Here is a 17,821-nt window from a genome sequence, read left to right on the forward strand (position 1 = left end):
GACGGCCACCCCAACAGCCGCATCGACGACCTGCTGCCCTGGGCCTACGCCCCGCCGCAAGCCCTCAAAGCCGTGGCCTGAAAACGACGCTTACGTTGGACCTCGGTTGCCGCTCCGCGGCGCCCTGATGCGGCTGGTCGAGGCGTCGCCGCACAGGGCATCGGCGCACGACGGCCCCGGTCTCCCGACCTCCGCGGCGGCATGGAACGGCAGCGCCGATTGCCGCGTTCCGACCCGGTCACCGCCGTTGGACTCCGCACGCTGCGATCCCAGGACCCGCGCTTCACATGAGCAAGCTCGAATACACGCCGATCGACGAGCCGCTCGTCCGCCGGGCAGCCGACGTGGTCGATCGGTCGCGCGACCGCGGCCTGACGCTGGTGACGGCGGAATCATGCACGGGCGGGCTTCTGGCAGCCGTGCTGTCCGAGGCTCCCGGGGCCGGCTCGCAGCTCCATGGCGGATTCGCGGTCTACACCAAGGCGCAGAAGACGGTCGCACTCGGCGTCCCGGCGGAACTCCTCCAGAGCCGTACGGCGGTCTGCGAGGACGTTGCCCGGGCCATGGTGGCGGGCGCGCTGGAGCGCTCCTGCGCCGACGTGGCGGTCGCCGTCACGGGCGTCGCCGGTCCGGCCTGCGACGAGGACGGCAATCCGGTCGGCCTCGTGCATCTCGCGGCTGGGCGGCGTGGTGCGCCGGCCCGGCACGAGGTCTTCCGGTTCGGCGACATCGGGCGTGGCCACATACGGTACCGGACCGTGGTGGCGGCCCTCGATCTGCTCGGCGCGGTGCTGGCCGACGAGCCGGCGGCCGCGGCCACCGGCGCCGTGGCGGAGCTGGCGGTCAGCCGGCGTCGTCCAGCGTGAACCCGACCTTCAGGGTCACCTGGAAATGCGCCACCTTGCCGTCCTCGATGTGGCCACGAGTGCCGACCACCTCGAACCAGCGCATGTTCCGCACCGTCTTGCCGGCCCGCGCGATGGCGTTCCGGATCGCGTCGTCGATGCTGATCGGCGACGAGCCGACCAGCTCGACCAGCTTGTAGGTGTGGTCCGTCATCGGGTTTCGCTCCCCTGCCCGTGACGCCGGCCCGGCGCGGCGCGCCGGGTCTCGGCGTCAGGCGTTCAGCACGCGACCATAGGCGTCGAGCACGGCTTCCTTCATCATCTCCGACAGCGTCGGGTGCGGGAAGACCGTGTGCATCAGCTCTTCCTCGGTGGTCTCCAGGTTCATGGCGACCACGTAGCCCTGGATCAGCTCGGTGACCTCGGCGCCGACCATGTGGGCGCCGAGCAGCTGGCCGGTCGCCTTGTCGAAGATCACCTTGACCAGACCCTGGTCCTCGCCGAGCGCGATCGCCTTGCCGTTTCCGGCGAACGGGAAGCGGCCGACCCGGATGTCGCGCCCCTGCTCCTTCGCCTTGGCCTCGGTGAGCCCCACCGAGGCGATCTGCGGCGTGCAGTAGGTGCAGCCCGGGATCTTGGACTTGTCCAGCGGATGCGGGTGCAGGCCCTTGATCGCCTCGATGCAGATGACGCCCTCGTGCTCGGCCTTGTGGGCCAGCATCGGCGGGCCGGCGAGGTCGCCGATCGCGTAGAGGCCCGGCACGTTGGTCCTGCCGAGCCCGTCGGTGACGACGATGCCGCGCTCGATCTTCACGCCGAGCTTCTCCAGCCCGAGATTTTCCACGTTGCCGACGACGCCGACCGCGGAGATCACGCGGTCCACGGTCAGGGTCTGTGTCCCGCCCTTGCCGTCGTCGATGGTCGCCGTGACGCTGTCGGCCTGCTTGTCGAGCCTGGTCACCTTGGCGCCGGTGAGGATCCTGAAGCCCTGCTTCTCGAACTGCTTTCGCGCGAAGGCGGCGATCTCGGCGTCCTCGACGGGGAGAATCTGCGGCAGCACCTCGACCACCGTCACCTCGGCCCCCATGGTGCGGTAGAACGAGGCGAACTCGATGCCGATCGCGCCCGAGCCGACGACCAGCAGCGACTTCGGCATCGTCTCCGGCACCATCGCCTCGAAATAGGTCCACACCAGCTTGCCGTCCGGCTCCAGGCCCGGCAGCACGCGCGGCCGCGCGCCGGTCGCCAGGATGATGTGCTTCGCCTGGTAGCTGCCCGGGCCGAGCGCGCCCTTCGGCGCCTCGGTCTTCGCGGCGGCCACCGTGATCTTGCCGGGCGCGTCGAGGGTCGCGGCGCCCCAGATCACCGAGACCTTGTTCTTCTTCATCAGGAAGCCGACGCCGTCGGCGAGGCGCTTCGACACGCCGCGCGAGCGCTTCACCACGGCGGCCGGATCGAAGCTCACATTGTCGGCCTTCAGGCCGTAGGCCTCGGGGTGCTGCATGTGGTGGTAGATCTCGGCCGAGCGCAGCAGCGCCTTGGTCGGGATGCAGCCCCAGTTCAGGCAGATGCCGCCGAGATGCGACTTCTCGACGATCGCCGTCCTGAAGCCGAGCTGCGCCGCCCGGATCGCCGTGACGTAGCCGCCCGGGCCGGAGCCGATGATGATGACGTCGAAGGTGGTGTCGGACATTCGCTTCTCTGATCGGCTGATCCTCTCCGGCGGAGAGGCGGCCCGCCGGGACCGGCGGGCGTTCGGGGGAGATTCGGTTTCAGATCACAGGCGCGCTAACACCGAGACCATTGCTCGCGACCTCATGCCGAGGAGCCGCCGAAGGCGCCCTCGTCCCTCGCGACGCCCGCGTCGCGGGCTCCTCCGGACGAGGTCGAAGGGCATTGCCGTCGGCATCACACCACCATCATCACGGGGGTCTCGATGAAGCGCTTCACCGCACCCAGGAACTCGGCGCCGAGCGCGCCGTCGACGGCGCGGTGATCGGTCGAGAGCGTGATCTTCATCTGGGTGGCGATCTCGATCTTGCCGTCCTTCACCACCGGCACCTGGGCGCCGGCGCCGACCGCCAGGATCGTCGCATGCGGCGGATTGATCACGGCGGCGAACTCCTCGATGCCGTACATGCCGAGGTTCGACACCGCGGTGGCACCGCCCTGATACTCTTCGGGCTTCAAGCGCCGCGCCCTGGCGCGCGTGGCGAAATCCTTCATCTCGGCCGAGATCACCGAGAGCGGCTTGGTGTCGGCGTTGCGCACCACCGGGGTGATCAGGCCGCCCGGGATCGCCACGGCGACCGCCACGTCGGCCGCCTTGTGCTTCAGGAGCCCCGCCTCCGTCCACGTCACGTTGGCGTCCGGGATCGCCTTGAGCCCCATCGCCAGCGCCTTGATGACGAAGTCGTTGACCGACAGCTTCCAGGCCGGCTTGCCGTCCTTGTTCTTCGGGGCCGCGGCGTTGACGGCCTCGCGGGCCGCCAAGAGGCCGTCGATCGTGCAGGTGACGGTCAGGTAGAAATGCGGGATCGTCTGCTTCGCCACCTGCAGGCGCTGCGCGATGATGCGGCGCATCTGATCGTGCGGCACGAACTCGTAGGAGCCCTCGGGATAGAGCGCCTTGATCGCCTCGTCGGACGGCGCGAGCGCCGGCATCGGGGCTGCGCCCGCAGCCGTCGCGGGGGCGCCGCCTGCGGCGGGCTTCAGGCCCTTGCCGCCGCGTGCGGCCTCGACGTCGCGGGCGACGACGCGGCCGTGCGGACCCGAGCCCTCGACGCGGCCGAGATCGATGCCGGCCTCCTTGGCGAGCCGGCGGGCGAGCGGCGAGGCGAACTGGCGGGCGCCGCCGTCCTGCTGCCCGGCGGCCGAGCCCGACGCGATGTCGTGCAGGCCGACGCGCGGCACCGTGCCGGCGGCGCCTGCCGAAGCCTGTGCGCTCGCCGGCGGCGGAGCGCCCTGCCCCTGCGCGGCGCTTTGGGCGGGCTTCGCGGCCGCCTTCGGAGCCTCCGCCTTCGGCGCCGCCGCCTTGGCTTCGTCGGCGATCACGGCCGCGACTTCGCCCTCGACGGCCAGGACCGCGATCGGCGAGTTGACGGCGACGTCGGCCGTGCCGGCCGGCACCAGGATCCGGGCGATCGTGCCCTCGTCGACCGCCTCGTACTCCATCGTCGCCTTGTCGGTCTCGATCTCGGCGATGATGTCGCCGGAGCGGACCTTGTCGCCCTCCTTCTTGAGCCACTTGGCGAGGTTGCCCTTCTCCATCGTGGGCGAGAGCGCGGGCATCAGGATGTTGATGGGCATCGGAGGTGTCTTCCAGTTGGGCGCGGCGGTCGGCGCCTGTGACGCAGTCGCCTTCGGCACAGGCGGCCGGGCGCGCCGGCCGCCGGAACTCGGGTCGGTGCTAACGCTTGGCGCGCGGCCGCGGTGCCGGCTTCTTGGCGACCGGCTTGGTCGCCTTGGCGGATGCGGCCCTCGGCTTTGCCGCGGCCGGACGGGCCGCGTTCGTCCTCGCAGGAGGCTTCTTGGCCGGAGCCGACGTCTTCGGGGCCACCTTCTTCGGGACCGCTGTGCGGCGGGCCGGCGTCTTCGGCATCGCCTTCGCGCCGAGGTCGGCCGCGTAGGCCTCCTCGATCTCGGCCAGCGCCTCGGCCTCGGTCAGGTCCGTCTCGAGCGAGTAGATCTGCGCGAGCCGGCGCGTGATGTCGGCCAGCACCTCGCCCCAGGTCGCCGGGTCCTTGAAGGCGTGGCGGGCGGTGACGAACAGCTCGTCGTCGATCAGCCCGGCGCGGAGAATCTCCACGCCGCCGTTGGCGAGCGCATCGTCGGTGATCGGCAGCGCGTGGTAGATGGCGTCGTCGGTGGAGCGCGCCATGGCGTCACCGATAGGCGACGGCGCGGGCTGCCTGGACCACCTCGTCGACCGTCGGCAGCGCGAGCTTCTCGAGATTGGCGGCGTAGGGCATCGGCACGTCCTTGCCGGACACGCGGGCAACCGGCGCGTCGAGCCAGTCGAACGCGTTCTCCATGATGCGGGTGGCGATCTCGGAGGCGACGCCGGATTGCGGCCAGCACTCCTCGACGACGACGCAGCGGCCGGTCTTCTTCACCGAGGCGACGATCGTCTCGGTGTCCATCGGACGCAGCGTGCGCAGGTCGATCACCTCGGCCTCGATCCCCTGCTCGGCGAGCTGCTCGGCCGCCTTGAGGGCATAGGTCATGCCCATCGACCACGCGACCAGCGTGACGTCGGTGCCCGGCCGCGCGATGCGCGCCTTGCCGATCGGCACCACATAGTCGTCCACCTTGGGGACCTGGAAGGACTGCCCGTAGAGGATCTCGTTCTCCAGGAAGATCACCGGGTTCGGATCGCGGATCGCCGACTTCAGGAGGCCCTTGGCGTCGGCCGCCGTATAGGGCGCGACGACCTTGAGGCCCGGGATGTGCGAGTACCAGGCCGAGTAGTCCTGGCTGTGCTGGGCGCCGACGCGCGCCGCCGGCCCGTTCGGTCCGCGGAACACGATCGAGCAGCCCATCTGGCCGCCCGACATGTAGAGCGTCTTGGCGGCGGAGTTGATGATCTGGTCGATCGCCTGCATGGCGAAGTTGAAGGTCATGAACTCGACGATGGGCTTCAGGCCGGCGAGCGCCGCGCCGACGCCGAGGCCGGCGAAGCCGTGCTCGGTGATGGGGGTGTCGACGACACGGCTCGCGCCGAACTCCTGCAGCAGGCCCTGGGTGACCTTGTAGGCGCCCTGGTACTCGGCGACCTCCTCGCCCATGACGAAGATGTCCGGATCGCGCCGCATCTCCTCGGCCATGGCGTCGCGTAGCGCCTCGCGGACCGTCATCGTGACGAGCTCGACGTCCTCTTGGGCATCGTCGCCGAACTCCGGGACGGGCTGGGCCGTAGGCTGGGGCGGGTTGGCGACGGCGGAGGGCGCCGCCTTCGGGGTCTCGGCCGTCGCAGGGGCCGCGGCCGGGGGCGCCGACTGGGCGGCCTTGTTCTGCTGCGCCGGCGTCGCGGCGGCGCTCGCGTCCTCGCCGTCGGCGACGATCACGGCGATCGGCGTGTTGACGGCGACGTCGGCGGTGCCGGCCGGCACCAGGATCTTCCCGAGTGTGCCCTCGTCGACGGCCTCGACTTCCATGGTCGCCTTGTCGGTCTCGATCTCGGCGATGACGTCGCCGGCTTTGACCTTCTCGCCCTCCTGCTTGACCCATTTGGAGAGGTTGCCCTTCTCCATGGTGGGCGAGAGAGCCGGCATCAGGACCTGGGTTGGCATGGGGGTTCGACCCTCGTTGTCCGGGAGGCGCCGCGATCAGCGCAGGATGTCGGTGTAGAGCTCGGACGCGTCCGGCTCGGGATCGTAGGTCGCGAACTCCGCGGCCTCGTTGACGATCTTGCGCACCTCGGCATCCATCTTCTTGAGGGCCTCCTCGTCGGCCCAGCCGTTGGCGAGAATGCGGGCGCGCGACTGCTCGATCGGATCGCTCTCGACCCGGACCTTCTCGACCTCCTCGCGCGTGCGGTACTTGGCCGGATCCGACATGGAGTGGCCGCGGTAGCGGTAGGTCTTCATCTCGAGGATGTAGGGCCCCTCCCCGCTGCGGCAGTACTCCAGCACGCGGTCGGCGGCGGCCTTGACGGCACGCACGTCCATGCCGTCGACGAGCTCGCCCGGGATGTTGAACGAGGCGCCGCGCTTGGAGAGGTCGACCTGGGCCGAGGCGCGCTGCACCGAGGTGCCCATGGCGTAGCGGTTGTTCTCGATGATGTAGACGACGGGCAGCTTCCACAGCGCCGCCATGTTGAAGCTCTCGTAGACCTGGCCCTGGTTGGCGGCGCCGTCGCCGAAATAGGTCAGCGAGACATTGCCGTTCGCGCGATACTTGTTTGCGAAGGCGAGGCCGGTTCCGAGCGAGACCTGGGCGCCGACGATGCCGTGCCCGCCGTAGAAATGCTTCTCGCGGCTGAACATGTGCATCGAGCCGCCCTTGCCCTTGGAGTAGCCGCCCCGCCGGCCGGTCAGCTCCGCCATCACGCCGCGCGGATCCATGCCGCAGGCGAGCATGTGGCCGTGATCGCGATAGCCGGTGATGACCTGGTCGCCCTCCCGCATGGCGAGCTGCATGCCGACCACGACGGCCTCCTGGCCGATGTAGAGATGGCAGAAGCCGCCGATCAGCCCCATCCCGTACAGCTGGCCCGACTTCTCCTCGAAGCGCCGGATCAGCAGCATGTCGCGGAACGCCTTGAGATCCGCCTCGCGGCCGAGCTCCTGTACCGGGCTCGCGTCGATCGGCAGGATGGACGGCCGGGTGGCGGCCGGCGCGGGCGTTTCGGCGACTTTTTTCTGGGAAGCCATCGTTACCTCGGGGTCTGGCGACGAACGATCACCCCCATAGCCGAATTCCCGGCGCTACGAAAGGATGGTCCGGACGTCGGAACCTGTGAGAATTATTCATATGTGGCTTAGGCTTGCAGCCGGCAAGGAGCGCCACCCGGACGCGCCTGCGCCGGATCACCGCGCTTTGACGATCATGACCACGTCGCGGTGGTCCACATAGTTGAGCAGCGCGCGTGCCCGCTCGTCGAGAAGATCCGGATCCAGGCTCTCGGACTTCAGGAGCGACACCCGGCGCTGCCAGACCTCGCGCTCGGCCTTCGCAACTGCGAGCTCGGCTGTGAGCTCGGCGATCTGGGCATCCAGATCCTTGCGCGCGTTGATGCCGCGACTCCCCGTGTAGGCGTTGATGCCGAAATAGCCGATCATCAGCGCCGCCAGCACATACAAGCAGAGCGCCGTGACGATCGAACGGATACGGGGACGCGACACCATGATGAGGCCATAGGGCGCCGGTTCCGTTAAAATGCGGTTTAATCCGTACTCCGGCAGCAGAAAGCCGGCGCAAGGCGCCGGCTTCCGTGTCTTTTCGGTCGCGGTGTGCTGCTCGGCTCAGGCGAGCGCCTTGAGCGCGGCGCGGCCGGCATAGATCGCCTGGCTGCCGAGCTCCTCCTCGATGCGCAGGAGCTGGTTGTACTTGGCGATCCGGTCCGAGCGGGCGAGCGAGCCCGTCTTGATCTGCCCGCAATTGGTCGCGACGGCCAGATCCGCGATGGTCGAGTCCTCTGTCTCGCCCGAGCGGTGCGACATCACGGCCGTGTAGCCGGCCTTGTGGGCCATCTCCACGGCGGCGAGCGTCTCGGTGAGCGAGCCGATCTGGTTCACCTTCACGAGGATCGAGTTGCCGATCCCCTTCTTGATGCCTTCGGAGAGGCGCGTCACGTTGGTGACGAACAGGTCGTCGCCGACGAGCTGGCACTTCGCCCCGATGGCGTCGGTGAGCGCCTTCCAGCCCTCCCAGTCGTCCTCCGCCATGCCGTCCTCGATCGTCACGATCGGGTAGCGCGCCACGAGGTCGGCGAGATACTTCACCTGCTCGTCGCGGGAGCGCTTCTTGCCTTCGCCTTCATAGTGATAGGCGCCGTCCTTGAAGAACTCGGTAGAGGCGCAGTCGAGGCCGATATAGACGTCCTGGCCGGCCTTGTAGCCGGCCTTTTCGATCGCGTTCACGACGAACTCGAGCGCCGCGTCGGCCGACGGCAGGTTCGGCGCGAAGCCGCCCTCGTCGCCCACATTGGTGTTGTGGCCGGCGGCCTTGAGGCCGGCCTTGAGCACATGAAAGATCTCGGCGCCGGTGCGCAGGGCCTCGGCGAAGCTCGCCGCGCCGACCGGCATGATCATGAATTCCTGAAAATCGATCGGATTGTCGGCATGCACGCCGCCGTTGACGATGTTCATCATCGGCACCGGCAGGACCCGGGCCGAGGTGCCGCCGACATACCGGTAGAGCGGCAGACCCTTGGCGGTCGCCGCCGCCTTCGCGACTGCGAGAGAGACGCCGAGGATCGCATTGGCGCCGAGCCGGCCCTTGTTGGACGTGCCGTCGAGCTTGATCATCGTGTCGTCGATGAGCACCTGCTCCTCGGCGTCGAAGCCCGAGATGGCGTCGTAGATCTCGCCGTTGACGGCCTCGACCGCCTTGGTGACGCCCTTGCCGGCATAGCGCGACTTGTCGCCGTCGCGCAGCTCGACGGCCTCGTGGGCACCGGTCGAGGCTCCCGACGGAACCGCGGCGCGGCCCTTGGAGCCGTCGTCGAGCACCACATCGACCTCGACGGTCGGGTTGCCGCGGCTGTCGAGAATCTCGCGGCCGATTATGTCCACGATGGCGGTCATCAAGGGCTCCCGCATTGCATCACTGGGGGGTGATGGTGTCTTAACAGGCCGGACCGTACCGGCCAAGCGCCCTCGGCGCATGCCGACCACCATGGTCGCCGCCGGCGACCGGAGAAAGACATGCCGCGCACCACCCGCCCCCGCTCCCACCCGCTCCAGCTCGGGACGCCGACCGCCCTGCCCGACTCCCCCGCGACCGCGACCCTCGACCGGGTGCCGAACCCGCATCCCGACACGCCTTACGTGGCGCGCTTCACGTTTCCGGAGTTCACCTCGCTGTGCCCCGTGACCGGCCAGCCCGACTTCGCGACCCTGGTCATCGACTACGTGCCCAAGGCCTTCCTGGTCGAATCGAAATCGCTCAAGCTGTATCTCAACAGCTTCCGCAACCACGGCAGCTTCCACGAGGACTGCACGGTGGCGATCGGCAAGCGGCTGGTGTCCGTGCTGAAGCCGCGCTGGCTGCGCATCGGCGGCTACTTCTATCCGCGCGGCGGGATGCCGATCGACGTGTTCTTCCAGGCCGGCAAGCTGCCGGCCGGGGTGTGGGTGCCGGACCAGGGGGTGCCGACCTATCGGGGGCGCGGCTGACGCGCGACCGCCGCTCGCAGCGCCGCGAGCAGCGATTCGACCTCCCGGCCGGGGTCGTCGGCCCGCATCACCCCGCCCATCAGGGCGACCCCGGCCGCCCCGGCGGCGACGAGGTCCGGGATCATGCCGGCCGTGACGCCGCCGATCGCCAGCACCGGGACGGGACATGCCGCAGCGATCGCGGCGAAGCCGGCCGGCCCCAGCGCCGGTCCGTAGCCCGGCTTGCTGGCGGTCGCGTAGGCCGGGCCGGCGATCGCCCAGGCGACCAGGTCGGGGTCGAGCCGGGCCGCTTCCGCGGGGGCATGCACCGAGACCCCGATCAGGGACGCGGGCCCGAGCAGGTCGCGGGCGCGGCGCGGGTCGGTGCCGGCCGGCAGATGCACGCCGGCGAGGCCGGCGGCCTGTGCGACCTCCGGGCGCCCGTGCAGGACCAAGGTCGCGCCGTGCCGTTCTGCAATCGGAAGAAGACCCTTTGCGAGAATGAGTTGTTCCGGTTCGCTCAGATCCTTCTCGCGGATGCTGGCAAACCGCAGCCCGGCCGCGCAGGCCACCTCCAGGATGTCGGTCAGTGGCCGGCCCGCCTGCCGCCGGTCGGTCACCAGCAGCAGCGGCGGGTCGGGAAGCCGGCCGCCGCCGGTCACGTCCCGACCAGGCCGAGCTGCGGGCTCGACGGCTCGGCGTGGCGCTTGCGGGCGATGCGGCCGGCCCGGGACGCGAGCCGCCCGGCCTCGACCCCGGCCCGCATGGCGGCCGCCATCCGGACCGGGTCGTTGGCCTTCGACACCGCGGTGTTGAGCAGCACCGCGGCGCAGCCGAGCTCCATGGCGAGCGCCGCCTCCGACGCCGTGCCGATGCCGGCGTCGAGCACCACCGGCACGGCCGAGCGGGCGCAGATGGTCTCGATCATGTGCGGGTTGCAGATGCCGAGCCCCGAGCCTATCGGCGCTCCGAGCGGCATCACGGCCGCCGCCCCGGCGTCGGCGAGCTTGCGGCACGTGATCGGGTCGTCGTTGCAGTAGGGCAGGACCGTGAAGCCGGCCGCCACCAGCGTCTCGGTCGCCCGCAGAAGCTCCTCGACGTCGGGATAGAGGAGCTCGCGGTCGCCGATCACCTCGAGCTTGATCCAGGTGGTGCCGAGCGCCTCGCGGGCGAGCTCGGCGGTGAGCACCGCGTCGCGCGCCGTCTGGCAGCCCGCCGTGTTGGGCAGGAAGTGCGCCCGGTCGCCGATCAGGTCGACCAGGCTCTCCTCCTCGCCGGCGAGGCTGATGCGGCGGATCGCGGCCGTCACCATCTCGGTGCCGCTCGCGGCGATGGCGTCGAGCATCACCTGGCGGTTGGGGTAGCCGGCGGTGCCGAGGAACAGGCGCGAGGCGAAGCTGCGCCCGGCGATCACCAGCGGATCCGTGGTCTTATGGTCTGTGGTCATGTCAGCCTCCGGGCCGGGCCCGCACGATCTCGACGGCGTCGCCGGCGGCGATCGTCGTCCGGTCCCAGGCGGTGCGAGGCACCACCCGGCCGTTGAGGGCGACCGCGATGCCGCGGGCGCCGGATTCGATGTTCCTGGCGGCGAGCAGCGCCGCGATGGTTTCGGCGGCGAGCGGCTCGGCGGAGCCGTTCACCGTGATGGTCTCGGGCACGGCGACGCGCGCCGCAGTCGATTCGGTCATCTCGCGGGTCCTCTCGAACGAGGTCAGGCGGCCGCCTTCGCGGCGAACCGCTCCATGCCGAACGCCGCGATCGCCGGATCGGTCCCCTCGCCGGCCACCAGCCGGGCGATGGCGTCGGCCGTCACCGGCGCGAGCAGGATGCCGTTGCGGTGGTGGCCGGTGGCGTAGACGAGCCCCGGCACCTCGGAGACGCCGAGGATCGGCGCGTCGTCGCGGCTCCCCGGGCGATGGCCGACCACGGTGTCGACGATCGGCAGCTCCTCGATGGCGGGGAGCACCCGCCACGCCGCCTCCAGCAACGAGAAGATGCCGCCGGCCGTGATCGCGGTGTCGAAGCCCTTCTCCTCCACGGTGGCGCCGAGGATCAGCTGGCCGTCGTTCCGCGGCACCAGGTAGCAGCCCGGCGCCCACAGGACATGGCGCAGGAGGGGGGCGGCGGGGTCCATCGTCAGGGCGATCACCTGCCCCTTGATCGGCCGCACCGGCGGGCGGGCGGCGGGGGGCAGGCCCTCGATGCCGCGCGACCACGCGCCGGCGGCGAGCACCACGGTGCCGGCGGCGATCCGGCTGCCGTCGGCGAGCTCCACCCCGGTGGCCCGGCCGTTGTCGACGACGATGCGGGCCACCGCGGTGTGCGGCCGCAGGTCGACGCCGACCGCGGCGGCGACGCGGGCGAGCGCCGTCACCAGCGACCGCGTCTCGACCTGATGGTCCTCCGGGCTGAACATCGCGCCGGCGAGGCTGGCGGCGAGGTGCGGCTCGCGCCGGCGCACCTCCGACGGCGGCAGCCAGTCGAGGGTGAGGCCGAGGCTCTTCTGGAACGCGTGATGGTGCAGCAGGCGGGCCCGCTCGTCGGCGGTCGGGGCGACCACCAGGGTGCCCTCGCTGCGCAGGCCGACCGCGACGCCGGTCGCCGCCTCCAGCTCGGCCGCGAAGGCCGGCCACATCGCCTGGGCGTGGCGGCCGAGACGGACCAGCTCCTCCTCGCCCGGCTCGGCCTCGGCGCAGGCGGCCAGCATGCCGCCGGCGACCCAGCTCGCCGCGGCGCCGACCGCGCCCTTGTCGAGCATCGTGACGGCGAGGCCGCGCTGCCGGAGCCGCCAGGCGATGCCCAGCCCGCAGACCCCGGCCCCGATGACGACGACGTCGGGCGCCCGGTCCGGCGCGGGACGCGCGGACGCGGATTCGGACTGCGTGGATTCGGAATACGGATGTGATTCAGCTGCCATCGGCGGCTCCCTTCGCTGGCATGACCCAGACAGGTTCAGTGGGTGTGATCTCAGCCGCGCACGGGCGCGGCACCCCAGGCCGTTGAGGAAGATGATGACCGATCCGGGCGGCGCCCGCAAGCGCCGCGCGGTTGCGGGCCGGGTCAGCCGGTCCTGCCGGTGCGCGGCTCCGGTCGCGCCGGCCGCCGCAGCCAGGCGGCGCAGACGAGGCCGGTGGCGAGCAGCACCACGCCGGCGGTCGCGCTGGTGGCGGCGACGCCGAGATGGTCGAAGCCGCCGCGATAGAGCACCGGCCCGACCGCCTGGCCGAGGAAGAACGAGCAGCCGTGCAGCGCCACCGCGGTGCCGCGCGCCGTCGGCGCGAGCTCGGTGACGTAGATCTGGATGACGCCGTGCAGCGAGTAGAAGCCGAGCCCGATCACCACGAAGATCATGAACTCGAACGGCCAGGCGTGGCCGAGCGTCACCGCGGCGACGCCGAGCCCCATCAGGGCGCCGCCGCCGCGCATCAGGCCGCCTTCGCCGAACCAGCGCAGCAGCCACGAGATCAGCCCCGAATACAGGAACCCGCCGATCGCGAAGCCGGCGATCACCACGCCGGCGATCGCCGCGCGCTCCTCGCCGCGCGCCGCCAGCAGGGCCGCGACGAACGGGAACAGGCCGTGCAGGAAGGCGCCTTCCAGGAACACGGCGGAGAAGCAGATCTTGGCGAGCGGGTTCCGGAACACCGTGCGGTAGCCGGCCGCGACGGTGGCGAGCGAGAACCGCGTCCGCACGTCGGTGACGAGCCCGCGGAAGCCGATCTGCACGGCGACCAGCGCCACCACGGCGAAGCTCGCCACCAGGGCGAACACGCCGCGCCAGCCGACCGTGTCGGCGATCACGCCGGCGAGCGGCGAGCCCAGCACGTTGCCCAGCATGGCGGCGGCGAGCAGCCGGCTGAAGGCGATCTGGCGCTTGTGCACCGGCACGAGATCGCCGCCGATGGCGAGCGCGATCGGGAAGATGCCGCCCGACACCATGCCGACCAGCACGCGCGAGCCGAACAGCACGGAAAAGTCCGGCGCCACGGCCCCGAGAAACCCGGCCATGATGCTGAGCGCCAGGCAGATCTTGAGGATCCGCACCTTGCCGACGGTGTCGCCGAGGCTGCCCAGCACCGGCTGGGCGAGCGCATAGGGGAGCGCGTAGGCGGTGGACAGCAGCGCCACGGTGCGCACGTCCATCTGGAAGCCGGCGGCGATCTGCGGGATCACCGGGTCGATGGCGCGCATGAACAGGCTGGTGGAGAACAGCGACAGCGCGACGACCGCGAGCACGCGCCCGGTGCCCGGCGGATCGTCGCCGGCGGCGGGCGGGGTCGGGGCTGACGCGGGGACCTCGCCGGAACTGCCGGCGTCGCGCGGGGCACTCATCCGCGGAGTTGTACAGGAGCGCGGCGCCGCGACAAGGTCCGGCCGCGCCGGTCACCTGTTCCCGCGTTTCATCGACCCGGCGGTCGTGTGCCGGAATTTCACGGCAGGATCGCATGCGGCAGGAACCGCGACGTGTTCTTGGTGATCGGCGAGGCGTCCTCGCGCACCGACAGGCCGCAGGCCTCGCCGTTCACGATCCAGGAGCCGAGCACCGGGTAGCCGCCGTCGAAGCGCGGCAGCGTCGCCACCGCCTGGCGCACGAAGCCCTCGGCCCCGTACGGCCCGCTGTCGGAATCCATCACCTCGCCGCCGACCACCAGGGCGACATTGGCGCCCTCGCGCGAGTAGAGCGGCTTTCGCGCGTAGGATTCGCCGAGCTGCGCGGACTCGGGATCGTCCTCGAACCAGGCCGGCAGCAGGTTCGGATGGCGCGGGAACATCGACCACAAGAGCGGCAGGATGCCCTTGGAGGAGAGGATCGCCTTCCAGGGCGGCTCGATCCACCGCGTCGAGGCGCCCGGCAGGGAGCGCCCGAACGCCTCGCGAAACATCCACTCCCATGGATAGAGCTTGAAGGCGAGCGCGATCGGCCGGTCCTGCTCGTCGACGAAGTCGCCGTTCGGCCGGCGGCCGATCCGGTCCATGGCGATCATCGTGGTGTCGAGGCCGGCCTGGCGGGCCGTGTCCTCGAGATAGGCGAGCGTGCCGAGATCCTCGGTGCTCTCCAGCGCCCCGGCGAGATGGACGCCGCGCACCGGCTCCCCGTGCCCCTGCCCCGTCGCGGCTCCGCGCGAAATCGCGGCGGCGACCTCGCGCCAGCCGGCGATCAGCTTCTCGTGCACGGAGTTGAACTGGTCGCTGCCGGCCGGGACGATCTTGCGGGCGATCGCCTCCTCCAGCCACAGCCACTGGAACACCCCGGTCTCGTACAGCGCCGTCGGCGTGTCGGCGTTGTATTCGAGGAGCTTGGCCGGCCCCTGCCCGTCGTAGCAGAGGTCGAGCCGGCCGTAGAGCGAGGGATCGCCGCGCTTCCAGCTCGCCGCGATGTAGGTCCAGTAGGCCTCCGGGATCTGCAGGAGCCGCAGGATGCGCTCGTCGTCGACGGCGCGGGCGACCAGCTCGCGACACAGGCGATCGATCTCGAGCGTCGGCGCCTCGATGTCGCGCTCGATCTGCTCCAGCGTGAAGCCGTAATAGGCGGTCTCGTCCCAGTACGGGGCGCCGCCGATGGTGTGGAAGTCGAAGCCGACGCGCTCCGCCGTCGCCTTCCAGTCGTCGCGCTCCGGACAGGCGATGCGCCGCATCTCAGCCTCCCGACGACATGGCGCGGGCGAACGAGCCGAAGCCGCTGCGCAGGGTCGCGCCGATCCCGGACGAGGAGGAAGCGGACGACGCCGTGCCGCTCGCCGCCCTGGCGACCACCGGCTGGGCCTGGCTCGACGACGACCCGCGGTGCCACCAGGACGAGCCGCTGCGCCAGCTCGAGCCCGACGAGCCGGAGGAGCCGCGCGGCGCGCAGCCCTGCTGCTCGGCCGGCGCGGCGCCGGGCGTCAGCGGCGCGTGCAGGCCGCCCGGCTCGGGCGGCCGGCAGTCCCGCCCCGGCATCAGCATGTAGGCGGTGCCGCCGACGCCGAGCGCCGACATCAGCACCAGCCCGACCTGGCTCGATCGCTTCATGGCGCGACCCGGCCTAGTAGGACATCGAGGCGGCGTTGAGCGCGCCGGCGGCGAGCGAGGCGAGGCCGAGCCAGATCGCCGGGGCGAGCTCGCCGGCGGCGATGCGGCCCGACAGATCCGGCACCGGGATCCTCACCAGGAAATAGACGCCGATCTGCACGGCGAGCGCGATCAGGCTCCAGACGGCGCAGTCGAGGATCGAGGCGGCGTGGGCGATGGCGCTCGCCACCGGTAGGGCGAAGCCGAGCAGCGCGAGGCCGAGCGACACCGCGGCGCCCGGCACGTTCTTCGCGATCAGCGCGAACTCGTCGTGATGGGTGACGCGCGTGTAGATCAGCAGATAGAGGACCGACGCGATCAGGGCCGTGCACAGATAGGCGAGAAAGGCCGGAAGCCCGGCGAGCGACTGCAGCAGCATCACGTCCCCCCGTGTCTCGTCCTGATGAAGTTGCGGCGCCGCGCCGGCCGGTTCAATCACCCGTTCTCATTGGTCCGGTCCGGCGAGGGCGGCCTTGGCCAGCCGGTCGAAGGCGACCAGGGTGCGCAGCAGCGCCTCGAGGTCGGCGAGCGGCACCATGTTGGGGCCGTCGGAGGGCGCCCGGTCGGGGTCCGCGTGGGTCTCGATGAATACGCCCGCCACCCCGACCGCCACGGCGGCGCGGGCCAGCACGGGCACGAAGGCGCGGTCGCCGCCCGAGGCGGTGCCCTGCCCGCCCGGCTGCTGCACCGAATGGGTGGCGTCGAAGATCACCGGCGCCCCGGTGCGGGCCAGGATCGGCAGCGCCCGCATGTCGGAGACCAGCGTGTTGTAGCCGAACGAGGCGCCGCGCTCGGTCACCAGCACGGACGGGTTGCCGGCACCGGTCACCTTGGCGACCACGTTGGCCATGTCCCACGGGGCGAGGAACTGGCCCTTCTTGACGTTGACGACGCGGCCGGTCTTCGCCGCGGCGATCAGCAGGTCGGTCTGCCGGCACAGGAAGGCCGGGATCTGCAGGATGTCGACCACCTCGGCGACCGGCGCGCACTGGCCCGCCTCGTGCACGTCGGTGAGCACCGGCAGGCCGAACGTCTCGCGGATCTCGGCGAACACCGGCAGGGCCGCGGCGAGCCCGACGCCGCGGGCCCCCTTGAGGCTGGTGCGGTTGGCCTTGTCGAACGAGGTCTTGAACACGAGGCCGATGCCGACCCGGTCGGCGATCTCCTTGACGGCCGCGGCGGTCTCCAGCGCGTGGGCGCGGCTCTCCATCTGGCAGGGGCCGGCGATCAGGGCGAGCGGCAGGGCGTTGCCGAACCGCACGGTGCCCGCCCCGCGGCCGACCGCGACGATGGATTCGGGAGGCGGCGTCACGGTGGAGCGGGCGGTCTCGGAGGAGGTCATCGGACGGTGGTCTCGTCTCGGGGGTCGGTTCGGACGGGCGTTCGGAGGGAACGGGCCGGGACCATGGCGGCGCCGCCTCGCCGGGTCAACGGCTCGCCGGATCGACGGGCGGCGGGGCGGCGTGCGGTCCGCGCCACGGCGCCGGCGTCTCGGGCAGCCCGGCCTGGCGCTTGGTCCAGGCGAGCAGCGCCCGGTCCGCCGCCTCGGCCGCCGCCCGCGCGGTGCGGCCGGCCTCGCGCGCCGCCACGGCGCAGCGGATCCACAGCCGCGCCGCGTCGCAGCGCCCGCGCCAGCGCAGCGCGAGGCAGCGCAGCGGGTTGCCCAGGCAGCGCCCGGCGCGCCGGCAGGACTTTCGGTGGCAGCGCGCCGGATTGCCGATCGCCGTGTTGAACCGCGCCGTCTCGGCCGCCGTCCAGCCCGGTGCCGGCGGCACCTCGCCCGGCGCGTCGGGGAGGACCAGGGCGGCCCGCGTCGGAGCTTCCGCCGTCGCCCGCGCGGGACGCGGCGGACTGCTGGGCGGGCGCGTCGTCTGCCCTCCCGCAGTCCGCCCTGCGGGCTCCATGCGGGCTTCGAGTCCTGCGAGTCCGCCGTCCACGCAAAGCCTCCCCTGCTCCCGCGGCGCGGTTCGGCGCCCGGGGTGTGCCCATGACCCGTGCCCCGGCCCGTTCGAACGGCCGAGGGAGGCGGAGCGCCGGGAGGCGCCACACCGAGCCGCGCCCGTGGAAGCGCGGCGCGCATCGAAGCGTCGATGCGCCCGCCTCCCGGCG

At 71.4% G+C, this 17,821-nt stretch carries 19 protein-coding genes, 1 pseudogene and 1 riboswitch; of the genes and pseudogenes, 2 read left to right on the forward strand and 18 right to left on the reverse strand.

The window, feature by feature from the left end:
- Nucleotides 1-287 precede the first annotated feature (287 nt).
- Nucleotides 288-866, forward strand: coding sequence for a CinA family protein (locus tag J2S22_RS30525; RefSeq protein WP_272780882.1), 579 nt, complete (start codon nucleotides 288-290; stop codon nucleotides 864-866).
- Here the strand turns inward: J2S22_RS30525 and J2S22_RS30530 are convergent.
- The 8 genes and pseudogenes from J2S22_RS30530 to eno form a co-directional block, all read right to left on the reverse strand.
- The gene (locus J2S22_RS30530) at nucleotides 844-1,059 is read right to left on the reverse strand and encodes a dodecin (RefSeq protein WP_272780883.1); all 216 of its coding nucleotides are present in this window, start codon (nucleotides 1,057-1,059) and stop codon (nucleotides 844-846) included. The genes J2S22_RS30525 and J2S22_RS30530 overlap by 23 nt on opposite strands.
- Before the next feature lie 57 nt (nucleotides 1,060-1,116).
- Nucleotides 1,117-2,538 carry a dihydrolipoyl dehydrogenase gene (gene lpdA / locus J2S22_RS30535; RefSeq protein ID WP_307155918.1) on the reverse strand — a complete coding sequence of 474 codons (1,422 nt, stop codon included), beginning with the start codon at nucleotides 2,536-2,538 and terminating at the stop codon, nucleotides 1,117-1,119.
- A gap of 215 nt (nucleotides 2,539-2,753) precedes the next feature.
- Nucleotides 2,754-4,154, reverse strand: coding sequence for a pyruvate dehydrogenase complex dihydrolipoamide acetyltransferase (locus J2S22_RS30540; RefSeq protein ID WP_272780663.1), 1,401 nt, complete (start codon nucleotides 4,152-4,154; stop codon nucleotides 2,754-2,756).
- Nucleotides 4,155-4,254: 100 nt separating this feature from the next.
- On the reverse strand, nucleotides 4,255-4,725 hold the full coding sequence (locus J2S22_RS30545; protein WP_272780662.1) for a DUF5076 domain-containing protein: 471 nt from the start codon (nucleotides 4,723-4,725) through the stop codon (nucleotides 4,255-4,257).
- Between the two features lie 4 nt (nucleotides 4,726-4,729).
- The gene (locus tag J2S22_RS30550; RefSeq protein ID WP_272780661.1) at nucleotides 4,730-6,136 is read right to left on the reverse strand and encodes a pyruvate dehydrogenase complex E1 component subunit beta; all 1,407 of its coding nucleotides are present in this window, start codon (nucleotides 6,134-6,136) and stop codon (nucleotides 4,730-4,732) included.
- A gap of 36 nt (nucleotides 6,137-6,172) precedes the next feature.
- Nucleotides 6,173-7,117: pseudogene (pdhA, locus tag J2S22_RS30555) on the reverse strand (pyruvate dehydrogenase (acetyl-transferring) E1 component subunit alpha); the annotation flags it as partial.
- 258 nt (nucleotides 7,118-7,375) lie between these two features.
- Complete coding sequence (locus tag J2S22_RS30560) at nucleotides 7,376-7,693, reverse strand: FtsB family cell division protein (protein WP_272780659.1); 318 nt, start codon at nucleotides 7,691-7,693, stop codon at nucleotides 7,376-7,378.
- Between the two features lie 117 nt (nucleotides 7,694-7,810).
- Nucleotides 7,811-9,094 carry a phosphopyruvate hydratase gene (gene eno, locus J2S22_RS30565; protein WP_272780658.1) on the reverse strand — a complete coding sequence of 428 codons (1,284 nt, stop codon included), beginning with the start codon at nucleotides 9,092-9,094 and terminating at the stop codon, nucleotides 7,811-7,813.
- Between the two features lie 120 nt (nucleotides 9,095-9,214).
- Between eno and queF the strand changes: the two genes are divergently transcribed.
- The gene (gene queF, locus J2S22_RS30570; protein ID WP_272780657.1) at nucleotides 9,215-9,685 is read left to right on the forward strand and encodes a preQ(1) synthase; all 471 of its coding nucleotides are present in this window, start codon (nucleotides 9,215-9,217) and stop codon (nucleotides 9,683-9,685) included.
- Here queF and J2S22_RS30575 read toward each other — a convergent pair.
- The 10 genes from J2S22_RS30575 to J2S22_RS30620 form a co-directional block, all read right to left on the reverse strand.
- Entirely contained in the window at nucleotides 9,667-10,326 is a 660-nt protein-coding gene (locus J2S22_RS30575) for a thiamine phosphate synthase (protein ID WP_272780656.1), read from the reverse strand. The genes queF and J2S22_RS30575 overlap by 19 nt on opposite strands.
- Nucleotides 10,323-11,111 carry a thiazole synthase gene (locus J2S22_RS30580; RefSeq protein WP_272780655.1) on the reverse strand — a complete coding sequence of 263 codons (789 nt, stop codon included), beginning with the start codon at nucleotides 11,109-11,111 and terminating at the stop codon, nucleotides 10,323-10,325. The genes J2S22_RS30575 and J2S22_RS30580 overlap by 4 nt, the downstream gene beginning before the upstream one ends.
- A 1-nt stretch (nucleotide 11,112) precedes the next feature.
- A complete protein-coding gene (gene thiS, locus J2S22_RS30585) occupies nucleotides 11,113-11,352 on the reverse strand; it encodes a sulfur carrier protein ThiS (protein ID WP_272780654.1) in 240 nt (79 codons plus the stop codon).
- 23 nt (nucleotides 11,353-11,375) lie between these two features.
- Nucleotides 11,376-12,581, reverse strand: a complete 1,206-nt coding sequence (thiO, locus tag J2S22_RS30590) for a glycine oxidase ThiO (protein ID WP_272780653.1) — start codon at nucleotides 12,579-12,581, stop codon at nucleotides 11,376-11,378.
- A riboswitch (TPP riboswitch) is annotated at nucleotides 12,572-12,668 on the reverse strand. It overlaps the preceding gene by 10 nt.
- A 56-nt stretch (nucleotides 12,669-12,724) precedes the next feature.
- Nucleotides 12,725-13,996, reverse strand: coding sequence for an MFS transporter (locus J2S22_RS30595; RefSeq protein ID WP_272780652.1), 1,272 nt, complete (start codon nucleotides 13,994-13,996; stop codon nucleotides 12,725-12,727).
- Between the two features lie 98 nt (nucleotides 13,997-14,094).
- Entirely contained in the window at nucleotides 14,095-15,300 is a 1,206-nt protein-coding gene (locus J2S22_RS30600; RefSeq protein ID WP_272780651.1) for a glutathionylspermidine synthase family protein, read from the reverse strand.
- A gap of 1 nt (nucleotide 15,301) precedes the next feature.
- Entirely contained in the window at nucleotides 15,302-15,673 is a 372-nt protein-coding gene (locus J2S22_RS30605) for a hypothetical protein (RefSeq protein WP_272780650.1), read from the reverse strand.
- 13 nt (nucleotides 15,674-15,686) lie between these two features.
- The gene (locus J2S22_RS30610; RefSeq protein WP_272780664.1) at nucleotides 15,687-16,091 is read right to left on the reverse strand and encodes a DUF350 domain-containing protein; all 405 of its coding nucleotides are present in this window, start codon (nucleotides 16,089-16,091) and stop codon (nucleotides 15,687-15,689) included.
- A gap of 66 nt (nucleotides 16,092-16,157) precedes the next feature.
- Entirely contained in the window at nucleotides 16,158-17,054 is an 897-nt protein-coding gene (gene kdsA / locus J2S22_RS30615; protein ID WP_272780649.1) for a 3-deoxy-8-phosphooctulonate synthase, read from the reverse strand.
- An 85-nt stretch (nucleotides 17,055-17,139) separates the two neighbouring features.
- A complete protein-coding gene (locus J2S22_RS30620) occupies nucleotides 17,140-17,487 on the reverse strand; it encodes a hypothetical protein (protein WP_272780648.1) in 348 nt (115 codons plus the stop codon).
- Nucleotides 17,488-17,821 lie beyond the last annotated feature (334 nt).

Origin of the sequence: Rhodoplanes tepidamans (genome assembly GCF_030813915.1) — a bacterium.
GTDB lineage: Bacteria > Pseudomonadota > Alphaproteobacteria > Rhizobiales > Xanthobacteraceae > Rhodoplanes > Rhodoplanes tepidamans.